This is a genomic window from Streptomyces sp. NPDC096205, assembly GCF_044763135.1.
Lineage (GTDB): Bacteria > Actinomycetota > Actinomycetes > Streptomycetales > Streptomycetaceae > Streptomyces.
Genome location: NZ_JBIWFS010000001.1, coordinates 205,486 through 218,659 on the forward strand (window position 1 = coordinate 205,486; position 13,174 = coordinate 218,659).

Annotated in this window: 9 protein-coding genes; 3 read left to right on the forward strand and 6 right to left on the reverse strand. The window is 72.9% G+C overall.

The features are described from left to right. Positions 1-25: 25 nt before the first annotated feature. Positions 26-688, reverse strand: a complete 663-nt coding sequence (locus ACIQ6Y_RS00915; protein ID WP_404030958.1) for a hypothetical protein — start codon at positions 686-688, stop codon at positions 26-28. A 294-nt stretch (positions 689-982) separates the two neighbouring features. Between ACIQ6Y_RS00915 and ACIQ6Y_RS00920 the strand changes: the two genes are divergently transcribed. Continuing rightward, positions 983-1,852 carry a glutaminyl-peptide cyclotransferase gene (locus tag ACIQ6Y_RS00920; protein ID WP_404030960.1) on the forward strand — a complete coding sequence of 290 codons (870 nt, stop codon included), beginning with the start codon at positions 983-985 and terminating at the stop codon, positions 1,850-1,852. Here ACIQ6Y_RS00920 and ACIQ6Y_RS00925 read toward each other — a convergent pair whose 3' ends face one another. From ACIQ6Y_RS00925 to ACIQ6Y_RS00945, 5 genes are all read right to left on the reverse strand, one after another. After that, positions 1,853-3,295: an RICIN domain-containing protein gene (locus ACIQ6Y_RS00925; protein ID WP_404030962.1), complete on the reverse strand. Its 1,443-nt coding sequence runs from the start codon at positions 3,293-3,295 to the stop codon at positions 1,853-1,855. Between the two features lie 544 nt (positions 3,296-3,839). After that, complete coding sequence (locus tag ACIQ6Y_RS00930) at positions 3,840-4,217, reverse strand: toxin Doc (protein ID WP_404030964.1); 378 nt, start codon at positions 4,215-4,217, stop codon at positions 3,840-3,842. Between the two features lie 3 nt (positions 4,218-4,220). Further along, positions 4,221-4,466 carry a hypothetical protein gene (locus ACIQ6Y_RS00935; protein ID WP_404030967.1) on the reverse strand — a complete coding sequence of 82 codons (246 nt, stop codon included), beginning with the start codon at positions 4,464-4,466 and terminating at the stop codon, positions 4,221-4,223. Positions 4,467-4,557: 91 nt separating this feature from the next. After that, positions 4,558-6,801 carry a glycoside hydrolase family 9 protein gene (locus ACIQ6Y_RS00940; protein ID WP_404030969.1) on the reverse strand — a complete coding sequence of 748 codons (2,244 nt, stop codon included), beginning with the start codon at positions 6,799-6,801 and terminating at the stop codon, positions 4,558-4,560. A gap of 172 nt (positions 6,802-6,973) precedes the next feature. Continuing rightward, positions 6,974-7,420: a pyridoxamine 5'-phosphate oxidase family protein gene (locus ACIQ6Y_RS00945; RefSeq protein ID WP_404030971.1), complete on the reverse strand. Its 447-nt coding sequence runs from the start codon at positions 7,418-7,420 to the stop codon at positions 6,974-6,976. A 113-nt stretch (positions 7,421-7,533) separates the two neighbouring features. Here ACIQ6Y_RS00945 and ACIQ6Y_RS00950 point away from each other — a divergent pair, with 113 nt between their 5' ends. After that, positions 7,534-10,323 carry an ATP-binding protein gene (locus ACIQ6Y_RS00950; protein WP_404030974.1) on the forward strand — a complete coding sequence of 930 codons (2,790 nt, stop codon included), beginning with the start codon at positions 7,534-7,536 and terminating at the stop codon, positions 10,321-10,323. A 461-nt stretch (positions 10,324-10,784) separates the two neighbouring features. Next, the gene (locus tag ACIQ6Y_RS00955) at positions 10,785-13,163 is read left to right on the forward strand and encodes a SpoIIE family protein phosphatase (RefSeq protein WP_404030977.1); all 2,379 of its coding nucleotides are present in this window, start codon (positions 10,785-10,787) and stop codon (positions 13,161-13,163) included. Positions 13,164-13,174 lie beyond the last annotated feature (11 nt).

Sequence of the window (13,174 nt, forward strand, 5' to 3'; positions counted from 1 at the left end):
CATCGGCAGAGGGCTTTCTCTCGGCTCAGGAGGTCAGCCGGAACCGCTGGTCGCTCGTGTTGGTGCCACCAGGGCTGTTGATGTTGTTGTTGGTGGAGATGTTGTTGAAGAAGGAGAGGAGTCCGCTGAGGTTGATCGGCAGGAGGGACCCGTTGCCGTCCCCGTCTCCATCTCCATCTCCATCTCCATCGCCGTCGCCGTCACCATCGCCGTCACAGTCGCCGCCCGTGATGGTGGTGGGGTCGCTGTCCATGTCCGAGAGGCCGCTGCCGATTGCCTGCGCGGTGTTGGTGACCGTACAGGGGGTGTTCGCGGCGACATCGACCACGACCTGGAACGTGTAGGTCCCCTCGAGCACACCGGTCCCGAAACAGTCGACCGTCGTTGCGTTGTTGTTGCAGTCGAAGACGGCCGAACTCTGGGTGAAACTGTCGATGGTGAGACCTGTGGGAAGCTCGTCGTACACCGTGAGGGACGGCTGTTCCCCGACGACATCCAAAGTGATGGTGTACGTGCCCTGGCCGCCCCGCGCGAAGGTTCCGGTGTGGGTCTTCTCGATGTCGATGCTGCCCGACGACGGCGGCTGGGCGGCTGCGGGCGTGGCGCCGACGGTGAACGGGAAGGCGGAGGTCAGCCCCATCACCACGGCGAAGGCGGCGATCCGCCACCTCAACCCGAATCTGCTCATACGGGAATCTCCTGTGAACTGTCGTCGACCGCGGAATTGCGGTCGCTACGGAGGGGGGAGTGCGAGCAGGCATGAGACTTGCATACAAGGCGCTTTGCGACGTGATCCGACTTATGGGAGCCATTGCCGTTTCACCCGTTCGCTGCGACGGAGCAAGGCCCGGCGGAGCAATTGGGTGAAAGCGATCTCGGTCCCGTCATGGACGCATGGGGGTTCCATTAGCGTCTGACACCCGAACCGCCGAGTTCTCCGGAAACGAACGAAGTGATGAGCATTCATCGATTGAGACAGGGGATGGCGCGCTTCGTGCTGGGCGTGCTGGTTTCCGGCGCCGCCCTCGGAGCCTGCTCCCCCGGCTCCACCCACAGCGCGGCACGCACGACAGCTCTGCCCGAGGGACCCGGTGCCGCCCGCGCCCAGCGGTGGCGGGTCGAGGTGCAGGACGTCCTTCCCCACGATCCCCAAGCCTTCACGCAGGGACTGGAGTTGCAAGGCGGCACCCTCTACGAAAGCACCGGCCTGGTGGGCCGGTCGTCGGTGCGTTCCGGACCGCCGGGTGAGCCGCCCACCGTGTTCGCCGGACTTCCGACGCCCCTGTTCGGCGAAGGCATCACTTTGTCCGGTTCCAGCCTGTGGCAACTCACCTGGCGCGACGGCATCGCCGTCGAACGCGATCCCGAGACCCTCGCGGAACGCCGCAGGGTCACCTATCGGGGCGAGGGATGGGGCCTGTGCCACCACCGCGTCGCCGGACGGGAACAGCTCGTGATGAGCGACGGCAGCGACCGGCTCACCTTCCGCGACCCGGTCACCTTCAAGGCGACGGGCGGTGTCGACGTGCGCCAGGACGGCCGCCCCGTGACGCTGCTCAACGAGTTGGAATGCGCACCCGACGGCTCCGTCTACGCCAACGTCTACCTCACGGACACGATCGTGCGCATCGATCCGCACACCGGTACCGTCACCGCTCGTATCGACGCCGCCGGCTTGCTGACGCCGTCCGAACGCGGCAGAGCCGAAGTCCTCAACGGCATCGCCGCCGTACCGGGCACCGACCAGTTCCTGATCACCGGCAAGCTCTGGCCCCACCTCTTCAAGGTCACTTTCGTCCCGGCCGGTGATGGAGGAGATCCGCCTCCCCCGTCTCCGGCCGGGCCGGTGTGATCAGTTCCCCACGGCTCGACGCCAGCGTTGGGACTCCGAGCCGTCTCTCACCTTGACGACGATGTCAGCGCTCGTGTCGGCGGTGGTGGCCGCCAGGGCCAGGCTGTCGTCCCAGCGGGGCAGGAGCTCGCCCTTGTCCGTGAACTCGTAGCGGACGTCGTCGGCTCGTGGGTCGTCGCGTGCCGCGCACCTCGCGAGGATCACCACGCCGGCGTCCATGTGCGAGTCCAGGCACAGGCTCGGCTCGGCACCGCTGCGGAGCAGGCCGTCGGACGCGTAGGACCACAGTTGGGTGCGGGCCGATGTGCAGGTGGCGAGGCGGGTGCCCGCGCCGGGGCGTGGCTGTCCGTCGATGTCGAGGCACAGGCCCGCGCCCGCGTTCAGGAGGCCCGGCTCGGGTGACGGGTCGCGGCCGCTCGCGCCCGTCGAGGCCATCGGCTCGGCCCCGTCGTCGGTGCCCCACAGCCCCGCCGCGAGGACGATCGCGAGAATCCCGGCCGAGGCCAGGCCGACTCCGGTGAGCAGGGCCCTCGGTGAGCGCCGGGGGGCCGGGGTGCGGGACGGCAGCCGGTGGCGTGCCCCCGCGCGCGGGCCGGGTGTCGCGCGGGCGCGTCCCGGGCGGGACTCGACATACCTGCGGGCGCCCCAGCCGAGTACCGCCTCGGCGAGGAGTTCCCCCAATCCGCTCTCGAAATAACTCAGTTGTTCGGCGGCGGCCCGGCAGTAACGGCACTCGGCGACATGCCGGCGCACCTCCGGAAGGAGGCCACCGCCGCGCCGGATGGGCACGTCGAGAAGGCGGTTGTAGAAACGGCATTCTTTTGTCGGCGCCAGTTCCCGATGGGCGCGGACGCAGCCTTCCCGGAGTTTTTCACGCGCCTGTTCGACGGTCGTCGTGGCGACTTCGACGTCCATGCCGAGCAGCTCCGCCGGAACGGCAACCGCTTCCGCCTCGACCTCGGTGTGCCACAGCAGGCACTGATCGACGCGCCGCAGCTCCTTGAATGCCCGCTCGGTGAGTCTGCGGTTTTCCGGCGTTCGCGCGGGCGCGACCCGCATACCGCGCCCTCCGGCCGGTCTGGTCAGGTCCGGCAGTACGGCGGATATCCGCTCCTCGGCGGCCCACAACCGCACCGTGTCCCGTACGGCGGTCAGCAGCCGTGGGCGCAGGGCGACAGCACCTTCGCCGAGGGTGAGACGGTCGAGGAGCTGGTGGACGGCGGCGGCGGTCACCATCGCGGCGGTGGGCCCCGCGTCCGCGAGGCAGATGACCGCGTACTCGTGCGCGGGCCGCCAATGCCGCGCGATCAACAGGGCGGTGGAACGGGAGACCTCCGCGTCCGTGTTACCCCGGAGCCGGCCGGCGAGCGACTCGTCGGATTCTCCGGGAAACGCGCCGGGCGGCGGGTAGGGCGGACGAGGAGGGTGGGGGGTGGGTGGCACTGAACGGATTCCTTCCCACGCGTATGTGCGACACACAGGAGTTCGGCCGACTGAGAAAAGAGCCCGGACTCCGGGCGGTTCACCCTGGCACAGCGCACACAAGGCCAACAAGGCACTTGGGAAACATGCGTATCACTGAAAGAAAGTCAGGAAGGGATCCGGCCTGCCGAATCGCACTGCTTTTCGCCATTCCATGCGCCCCGTGTGAAAGGCGCGCCCGCACCGGTCCGCCGCGCACGCTCCCGGCCTACGGGGGCGCGTAGTGGACTGGGCAGCGGCCTACTCGGCAGGCCGCGCGCGGGGTGGGGGCCCCCGGACTCGAGCGAAGGCGAGAGTTTGGGGGAGGCTCTCCTGCGCGAAACGGCCGCCGGCCCTGTTCCTCCCGCCCTCGGCCGGCGGCCCCGAGCGTCCGGCCGGGGGGCGGGAAGCGGTCTCCGCGGGGCCGGCGGCCCCACCGGCGCCGGGCTGTGACTGCCCGGCGGGGGCCACATCTGCCCGGCGGGGCCATATCTGCCGGGCAGTAGCCATATCTGCCAGGCAGGGGCTATATCTGCCAGGAGCGCAGCCGGTCGGCGGCGCCGTAGACGTCCGTGCTGCCGTCGATGAGATCCCGGGCGAGGTCCACCAGCGCCCCGTACGGCGGGTCGATGCCGACGCCGCTGACGAACATGTAGGCCACCGCCGTGGCGCAGGCGAAGCGGGCGTTGGCCGACGGCAGCGGCTTGAGCAGCGCCAAGGTGTGCAGCAGGGCGGCGGCGCGCCAGGCCGGGTCGGAGTCGACGCCCAGCCGGGGCGGGTCCACGCGATGCCGGGCGACGGCGGCGACCAGCGCGGAGAAGTCGTTGATCGTGGGCTGCTCAGGCAGCACTTCCTCGTGGCGCTGGAGCAGCCAGGGCACGTCGATGTGGATGACGGGTGTCATCGGTCAGGCGACCCGCCCCGCGCCCTTGGCGGGCGCCTCGTCGTCGGGGAACGCCGCGGCGAATTCGTCGGCGTGGGCCGAGAAGAACCTGCGGAAGGCCTCGGCGCCTTCCTTGAGCGCGCGGTGCCGGGCGATGTCGGCGGCGGCCGCCTCCCGCACGAGAGCCTTCATCGACGTACCGCGCTCCTTGGCGATCTGCCGGAGGTCCTCGAGCTCGCGCTCACTGAACTCCACATTCAGGGCTGGCATGACGACACGGTACCGCTCGGGTACTTACCCGTAAATACTCCCAGGTCACAAGCGTCCCGAGGCGGTACCGGCCGTCATCCGGTCAGCCCGGTCAGCCCTGGTCGGCGACGAAGGACGCCATCCGGGCCAGAGCCGCGTTCCAGTTGATCGTGTGCTCGTTGGTCGACCAGGACTGGATGTCGTCGATGTAGCAGAACTGCCCGACACAGCCCTGGAGCTTGCTCTGCGCGAACGGGTCCTGGATGCCGGAGTTCGCTCCGCCGGCCAGGGTGCCGCGCGGCGGGTTCGGCTGGTTCGGGTCGAGCTGGTGGGCGTACCAGCGGGCGTGCTGGTTGTGGGCGCTGACCTCGCCGTAGCCGGTGACGTAGGAGATGTTCAGCGCGTTGCGGCCGAGCAGGTAGTCCATGGCCTGGAGCGCGCCGTCGCGGTACTTGGCCGCGCCGGTGAGGTCGTACGCCGTGGCCAGGACGACCGCGTTGTTGAGGATCTGGTGGTTGGAGCCCCAGTCGTACTTGTTCTCGTCCGGGGCGTACGGCACACCGTACGGGTGTGCCTTGAGGGTGGCCAGGTAGCGGTCGGCGCCCTTGACGACGGACTGGCGGACCTTGTCCCGGCCGGGCAGCGCGCTCGGCACCAGCGCCAGGTCCAGGCGGCCCGCCGCGGCGGTGCGCGCCCAGTCGAAGCCGACGGGGCCGAAGATGTCGGCGGTGTGCACCGGGGAGTTGAGCACGCGGTCGGCGAACTGCTTCTCGTGGGTGGTGAGATACAGCTCGGCCGCCGCCCAGTAGAACTCGTCGGCGACGTCGCCGTCGGCGTAGGTGCCGCCGCCTATGCCGTCGCTGTCGGAGGCGTACACCTCGGGGTGGGCGAGCGCCGCCGACCAGGCCTTGCGGGCGGCCGTCAGGGCCTTCGCCGCGAACTGCCGGTCGTAGGGGGCGTACAGCCGCGCGGCCTGGGCCGCGGTCGCCGCCAGGTTGAGGGTGGCCGCGGTGGTCGGCGGGTGCAGCTCGCGCTTCTGCGGGTCGTCGTGCGGCATCAGCGGCAGCCCGGTCCACTGCTCGTCGTGGATCTTGTGGTGGGCCATGCCGGCCAGCGGCTGCCCGTCGGGCACCTGCATCTTCAGCAGGAAGTCCAGCTCCCAGCGGGCCTCGTCGAGGATGTCCGGCACCTTGTTGCCGCTCTCAGGGATGGCGAGGGTGCCGTCGCGCAGCCGGCCCTGCTCGCCGGTGCGGGCGATCCTGGCGCGCTCGTAGGTGCTGAGCACCTCCCAGGTGGAGATGCCGCCGTTGACGACGTACTTGCCGTGGTCACCGGCGTCGTACCAGCCCCCGCTGACGTCCAGGGTGTAGTCGCACACGCCCGGCTGGCAGGGCACGGCCGTGTCGCCCTGGTTGGGCGCGGTGCCGACGTGGCCGGCGGGGCGGCCGTAGCCGGGGCGCAGGTCGTCACGGATGGGGGTGCCGCTGCGCTGCGTGTAGTAGTACTTCAGCGCGTCCAGGCGCAGTTGCTCGTAGCCGGCCGTGCCCAGGTCGAAGGGGCGGCTGGTCTCGCCGTCGGCGACCAGGGTGAAACCCTCGCCGGCCGTGCGGTAGGCGCCGAAGTCGATCGAGTGGACGTTCTGCCCGGAGGAGGCGTCCGTCCCGCGCGGCACGGTCCAGCCGCGTGCGACCACGGCTCCGGCGGGGTTCTTCAGCTGCCAGGGCAGCCGCGCGGTCGCGTCGGTGACGAGCGTGGCGTTCTTGGGTCCCGCGGGCAGATAGCCGACCTGGTTGACCCGCACCCGCGGCCCGGTGTCCGGCTCGTACGACTCGGGCGGTACGCCGCCCAGCAGCGAGACGTCGTCCATGCAGAAGCGCCAGGCGTCCGCGGCGCCGCCGACCTGGAAGGCGACCTGCGCCTGGCTGGTGTCGACGGGCGAGGTGAAGGTGTAGGTGTAGGAGTTGCCGGACACGCTGAGCTGCGGCGACACCTCGAACCAGGTGTCGTACGGCGCCGTCGAGAGCCCGACGATCGCGCGGACGACATGTCCCTCGGGCGTGCCGGTGGCGCTGAAGGAGAAGCGGTACGACTCCCCCTTGACCAGCGTGACGTCGTTCTGGCCGACGGAGGCGTCCCAGCGGTTGGCCGTGCCGCCGGGCACGTCCGCGCACATGCGGCCGGTGTCGAGGCCGGCCGTGACGTTGCTCGAGGCCCACCAGGGGTCGGTGCCGGTGTCGAAGGTGCCGTTCCTGAGCTGCTCGACCTCGTCGGCCGTGGCGGACGGCGTGGGCAGGGCGGTCAGGGCGGCCGCCAGAAGCGTGCTGAGCGATAGCAGGGCGGTTCTGCGTCTGTACACGTGTCGGCTCCTCGGGAGGGCGCTCGGGAGCGCGCTCGTGGGAGCGCTCCCAAAACTACGGTCGGGGCACATGCTTGTGGCAGGCAAGACACCCCGTCAACCGTCGTGACACACACCGTCCCGTCGGTCACACCGTCCGACGGCCGTCGCGCATGGATTCACGTCCCGTCGGTCACACCGTCCAACGGCCGTCCCGCATCAGGTCGCGGCCCGTCATCTCGTCCACTTCCCGCCAGGCCTGCACCCGCCGCGGGGTGACGCGGAACCAGCGGTAGGGGGTGGTGAGGGTGCGCGGGTCGAAGCCGGTGCGGGCGGCGAACCGGTCGCCCCGCTCCCTCGGCAGGGCGTCCATCTCCAGGACGTCGACCTCGCCCTCGATCATCGTCACGTCCCGGGTGTGGCCGAGGCTCACCCGGACGCCCCGGCCGGAGGCGAGGTTGCGGCCGGTCGGGCTGTCGGCCGGGGTGGCGAGCAACAGGGCCTCGCCGTCCCAGTCGAAGGACAGCGGGACCAGGTACGGCACGCCGTCCGCTGAGGCGCTGGCCACCCAGACGTCCACGTCGTGGGCAAGGCGGTGCTCGGTGTCGCGGCGGCGCTGGGCGGGGGTGCGGGGCGTCATGGGTCCTCCGGAGATCTCGTACTCGGTGCGCTCAGGTTCTCCCTCGAGGCACCGCGGCCGCCTCCGTGCCGGCCACGGAAAAGCGGTACGGACGCGGTACGGATAATGACCCGGTGTCCACTCCAGTGATCTCCGCCCGGGAAGCCGAAGTTCTCGCCCTGCTCGGGGAGCATCTGAGCAACGCGGAGATCGCGGCACGCCTGTTCATCTCCGTACGAACCGTCGAGTCTCATGTCTCCTCGCTGCTGCGGAAGTTGGAGCTGCCGGACCGGCGGGCACTGTCCCGGCGGGCGGCCGAGCGGGCACGGTCGGCAGCGCCCGCCCTACCCGCTCCGCTGACGGCGTTCGTCGGACGGGTGCGGGAGCGCGGGGAGTTGGCCGAGGCGGTGAAGACGCACCGGCAGGTGACGGCGGTGGGCCCGGGCGGGGTCGGCAAGACGCGGCTGGCGCTGGCGGTCGCGGCCGAGGCGGCGGGTGACTTCGCCGACGGGGTGTGGTTCGTGGACCTGGTGCCGGTCACCGATCCGAGGCGGGTCGGGGCAGCGGTCGCGGCTGCCGTGGGCGTGGGCGAGCAGCCCGGTGCCGGCCTCGACGACGCCGTGGTGGCCGCGCTGGCGGACCGCGAGGCGCTGCTGGTGCTGGACAACTGCGAGCAGGTGCGGGACGGCGTGGCGCCGTTCCTGGAGCGGCTGCTCGCAGCCTGCCCCGGCGTGCGGGTGCTGGTGACGAGCCGGGCCCGGCTGATGGTGCCGTTCGAGCGGGTGTTCCCGGTGCCGCCGCTGTCGCGGGACGGGGGCGCCGAGTCGGAGGCGGTGGCCCTGTTCCTGGACCGGGCCGCCGCGGTCGGCCTCGCCCCCGGTCCGGCCGTACGGGACCGGGTGGCGGCCCTGTGCGAACGGCTGGACGGCATGGCCCTCGCGATCGAGCTCGCGGCGGCCCGGCTGCCCACCCTCGGCCTCGACGGCCTCACGGCCGGCCTCTCCGACCAGTTGCGCATCCTCGCGGGCGGGCCCCGCGCGGACGACCGGCACCGGTCGGTGCGGGCGGTGCTGGACTGGAGCCACGACCTGCTCCGGCCGCAGGACCAGGCGTTGTTGCGCAGGGTGTCGGTGTTCGTGGCGCCGTTCACCGCGGACGCGGCCGCCGAGGTGACCGGTTTCGCCCCGCTGGACCGGGCCGCGGTCGCCGACGGTCTGGGCCGGCTCGCCGAGCAGAGCCTGCTCGTGGTGACCCCGACCGCGTCGGGGACCCGTTATCGGGCGCTGGAGACCATCCGGCAGTACGGCGGGGCGCGCCTCGCCGACGCCGGTGAGGCGGACGAGGTCCTGGCCCGGCACGCGAACTGGTGCCTGGCCGCCGCGAGCGGCCTGGAGGACACCGAAGGGCCCGACTGGCGGGCCCGCTTCGACGCCGTCGCGGACGACGTACGGGCCGCGCTCTCCTGGTCCGCCCGACGCCCTGAGCGGCGCGAGCAGGCCCGCGGGCTCGCCCTGGCCCTGGCGGGTGCCGCCTTCACCCGCACCCTGCTCGGCGAGTCCCAGCAGCGCTACGAGCAGGCGGCCGGGCTCGCCGACGCGCACGTGGCGGCCTCGGCGTTGCGGCAGGCCGCCGCGGTGGCCGGCTGCCGCCGGCTCGGCGACGACATGCTGCGCCTGCACCGCGCCGCCTCCGCGGCCGCCCTGCGAGCCGGGGACAGCGCGGGCGCGGGCCGGGACCTCGCCGGGGCCGCGACCATCGCGTACCGCTTCTCGAGCACGTTCGCGCAGGTGCCGCCCCGCGACGAGGTGACCGGCCTGCTGGCGCGGGCGCGGGAGTTGTCGGGGAGCGACCCGGCCGCGCGGGCGGCGGTCGCGCTGGCGGAGGCGGCGGTGGTCACGGACGCGTTCGGCGCGGTGCAGGGCGACGTCGACAACAGTGTGCGGGAGACCGTGGCGAGCGCCGAGCGGGCCGTACGGCTGGCCCGGCCGACGGGCGACCCGGTGGCCGAGTCGGCCGCGCTGGACGCGTTGTCCGGGGCCCGCAGCTGGGACGGGGACCCGTTCGGCGCGGCGGACGCCGCCCGGCGGCGGGTCGACGTCCTGGCCTCGGCGCCGCCGGGCCCGGCCGCGGCGCACGAGCTGATGGACGCCCTCGCCATGGCCGCGGGGACCGCCGTCGGGGCGGGCCGCCTGCCGGAGGCGCGGCGCTGGGGGCGGCGGCTCGCTGAGCACCCGCTGCTGGCCGAGGTGGGGCACCACGCGACGTCCTGGCTGCTGGTCGCCGACGCGTTCGCCGGGCACGCCGACGAGGTCCTCGCGGGCAGTGTGCGGTTCCGTGACGCCTGGGAGCACAGCGGGCGGCAGCGGTCGTTCTCCCTGGGTCCCGCCGCCGCGGCCGTCGCCCTGGTGCACGGGCTGCGCGGCGACCGGGAGGCCCGGGCGGACTGGCTCGCGATCGTCGGCCGGGCGGGCAACGCGCCCGAGCACCGGCACGGCTACGGCGCCGTCTTCGACGCCCTGGTCCTGCTCCACCAGGGAGACGTGGACGCGGCACTGGACCGGGTCGAGCCGGAGCCGGAGGAGGTGTGGAAGTGGGTGTCCTGGGTCTGGCTGCACTGGTACGTGGCACTGCGCGCGGAGACGGCCGCCCTCGCCGGGCATCCCGCAGCCCGGCACCGTATCGCCGCCGCCCGGGCCCTGGTCGCCGGGAACCCGGTCGCCACCGCCCAGGTCGACCGGGCCGAGGCCCTCCTCGACGGTGACGCGTCCCGGCTCCCGGCCGCCGCAGCAGCGCTCGAGGCGGCCGGCAGCCCCTACCAGGCGGCCCGGACCCTGCTCCTCGCCGGCGGCGCCCACACCGCCACGGGCGAGGCCGCGCTGACCGGCCTGGGCATGGGGTACGGCTTCCGGGTCGGGTCGGCCTGAAGGACTGCGCGCGCCGGGCCCCGCGACGCGGCATGATCCGGAGGACGGGCCCTGTCGGCCGGGCCGACGGTGACAAGTCCCGGCCGACGGTCGCCGCAGCGGCGTTCCGTGCAGCCGGCAGCCCCCACCAGCCGCCCGCGCCCTGCTCCTCGCCGGCGGCGCCCACACCGCCATAGGCGAGGCCGCGCTGACCGGCCTGGGCATGGCAGCCGCGCGGAGATGACGGGCCTCCCTTCGCCAGGCGGTCCGCACCTCCTGCTCACCGGCCTGGGCGTCGGGTCGGCCTGAAAGGACTCTCGGCCGGGGCAGGCCCCCGCGGCGTCGGCATGATCCCGGAAGGCGGGCCCCGGTGGTCGCGCGGACATGACCGGCCTCCCGTTCGCCGGTACGGTCGGAACCACTAGGCTGGAACGCAGCAGACGCACCCGTTGACTGTGAGTGTGCGCGATGGAGTGGCGACGATGAGCCTGGGCTACCCGTTCGACGAGGCCGCGACGGCCCGGGCTGTCATCGCCGAGGACGGCACACTGACCTCGTGGAACGAGGGCGCCCACCGGCTGCTGGGCTGGAGCGCGGAGGACGTGCTGGGCCGCCCGGCGGCCGAGCTGGTCGAGGGCACGGCGCCCGAGCTGCGGGGCACGCGCTGGGACGGCACTCTGACGCTGCGCCACCAAGACGGCCGTACGGTCTCCGTGTGGCTGCTCGCCCACCACCAGTGGCCGCCCGAGGGCGGCGCCGGGCACTGGCTCGTCGTCACCCCGCTGGACTCCCCCGGCAGACGCCCGCCCGGCGACCCGCTGGAGGAGTCCGCGCTGGCGCAGGCCCCGTGCGCGGTGGCCGTCTACGACGAGCGGCTGCGGCTGCACTTCGTCAACGACGCGATGGCCCGTACGCTCGGGCTGCCGCAGGAGCACATCCAGGGGCTGCGGCTGTCCGAGATCGGCGGGAAGCCGCAGAGCGAGGAGCTGGAGGAGAACCTCCTCCAGGTGCTCACCAGCGGCCGGCCCCGCGATGTCCAGACGTATCTGCGCGCCGGCGGCGAGGAACACGCCCACGCCTGGCTCGCCCGGATGACCGCGGTCACCGACTCCGCCGGGCAGGTGCGGGGCGTGTGCATGGCCGCCCATGACATCAGCGACAGCCATCTCGCGCGTGAGCGGCTGCAGTTGGTCAACCAGGCGAGCGTACGCATCGGCAGCACCCTCGACGTCACCCGCACGGCCCAGGAGCTGGCCGAGGTGTGCGTGCCCGCGCTGGCCGACTTCGTCAGCGTCGACCTGCTGGACGCCGACGAGCAGAGCGGCGACCCGCCCGCCCGGATCGCCGTACCGGTCGGACTGCGCAGGATCGCCCACCAGTCGGTGAACCCGGGCAGCCCCGAGGCGGTGGTCAAGCCGGGCGAGTTCGACTTCTACCCGGCCACCTCGCCGCAGGCCGACTCGCTCGTCGCGGGCCGCACCACCGTCGTCTCGGTGTCCGGCGGTGACCTGGAGCAGTGGCTGGCCCGCTCCCGGGAGCGCCGTGAGCGGGTGCGCGAGTACGGCATCCACTCCACGATGTCGGTGCCCATCCGGGCGCGTGGCACCACGCTCGGCGTGGTGGTGTTCAGCCGCTTCCGGCGGCCCGAGCCGTTCACCGACGACGACGTCCTGCTGGCCGAGGAGATCACGGCGCGGGCCGCGGTGTGCATCGACAACGCCCGCCGGTTCTCCCGGGAGCGGGAGACGGCGCTCGCGCTGCAGCGCAGCCTGCTGCCCCGCCGGCTGCCGCGGACGGCCGCGGTGGCGGCGGCCTCCCGGTATCTCCCGGCGGCGCGGGCCGGGGTGGGCGGCGACTGGTTCGATGTGATCCCGCTGTCGGGCATGCGGGTCGCCATGGTGGTCGGCGATGTCGTCGGCCACGGGGTGCAGGCCTCGGCGACGATGGGCCGGCTGCGCACGGCGGTGCGCACCCTCGCCGACATCGACCTGGCCCCGGACGAGCTGCTCACCCACCTCGACGATCTCGTCGTACGGCTCGCGCAGGAGAACGGCAGCGAGGCCGGCCGGCCCGGCGAGCTGGGCGCGACGTGCGTGTACGCGGTGTACGACCCGGTGTCCCGGCGCTGCACGGTGGCGCGGGCCGGGCATCCGGCGCCGGTGATGCTGCCGCCGGACGGGCCGCCGCGGGAGATGGAGGTGCCCGCGGGGCCGCCGCTCGGTCTGGGCGGGCTGCCGTTCGAGTGCAGCGAGCTGTATCTGTCCGAGGGCACCGTGCTCGCCTTCTACACCGACGGGCTGATCTGGTCCCAGGACCGGGACGAGGAGGCCGCGCGTACGACCCTGCGGGCGGCGCTGGCCCAGCACGCGCAGTCGCTGGACGAGACCTGCGACCGGGTCCTGGCCGCGCTGCTGCCGCCGAGCGGCATCGCCGACGACGTGGCCCTGCTGCTGGCCGCCACCCGGGGGCTGCCCGCGGACCGGGTGGCCACCTGGGACATCCCGGCCGATCCCGCGCTGGTCTCGCCGATCCGCAAGCAGGTCGTCGAGCAACTGGCCACCTGGCGCCTCGACGAGGCGTCCTTCACGGCCGAGCTGGTGGTGAGCGAGCTCGTCACCAACGCGATCCGCTACGGCGCCCGGCCCATCCGGCTGCGCCTCATCCACGACACGGACACGCTGATCTGCGAGGTGTCCGACACCAACCACACCGCTCCTCATCTGCGGCGGGCCAAGACCTGGGACGAGGGCGGGCGCGGGCTGCTGCTGGTGGCCCAGCTGACGCAGCGCTGGGGCAGCCGGCACACGGCCGACGGCAAGACGATCTGGGCCGAGCTGGGGCTGTTCGAGGAGCCTGGATAGGCCCCCCGGGG

Coding starts and splice junctions, on each gene's coding strand:
- ACIQ6Y_RS00930 (WP_404030964.1), bottom strand. CDS start 4,217: ATGACACCCGTCATCCACATCGACGTGCCCTGGCTGCTCCAGCGCCAC.
- ACIQ6Y_RS00935 (WP_404030967.1), bottom strand. CDS start 4,466: ATGCCAGCCCTGAATGTGGAGTTCAGTGAGCGCGAGCTCGAGGACCTC.
- ACIQ6Y_RS00955 (WP_404030977.1), top strand. CDS start 10,785: ATGAGCCTGGGCTACCCGTTCGACGAGGCCGCGACGGCCCGGGCTGTC.
- ACIQ6Y_RS00915 (WP_404030958.1), bottom strand. CDS start 688: ATGAGCAGATTCGGGTTGAGGTGGCGGATCGCCGCCTTCGCCGTGGTG.
- ACIQ6Y_RS00945 (WP_404030971.1), bottom strand. CDS start 7,420: ATGACGCCCCGCACCCCCGCCCAGCGCCGCCGCGACACCGAGCACCGC.
- ACIQ6Y_RS00920 (WP_404030960.1), top strand. CDS start 983: ATGGCGCGCTTCGTGCTGGGCGTGCTGGTTTCCGGCGCCGCCCTCGGA.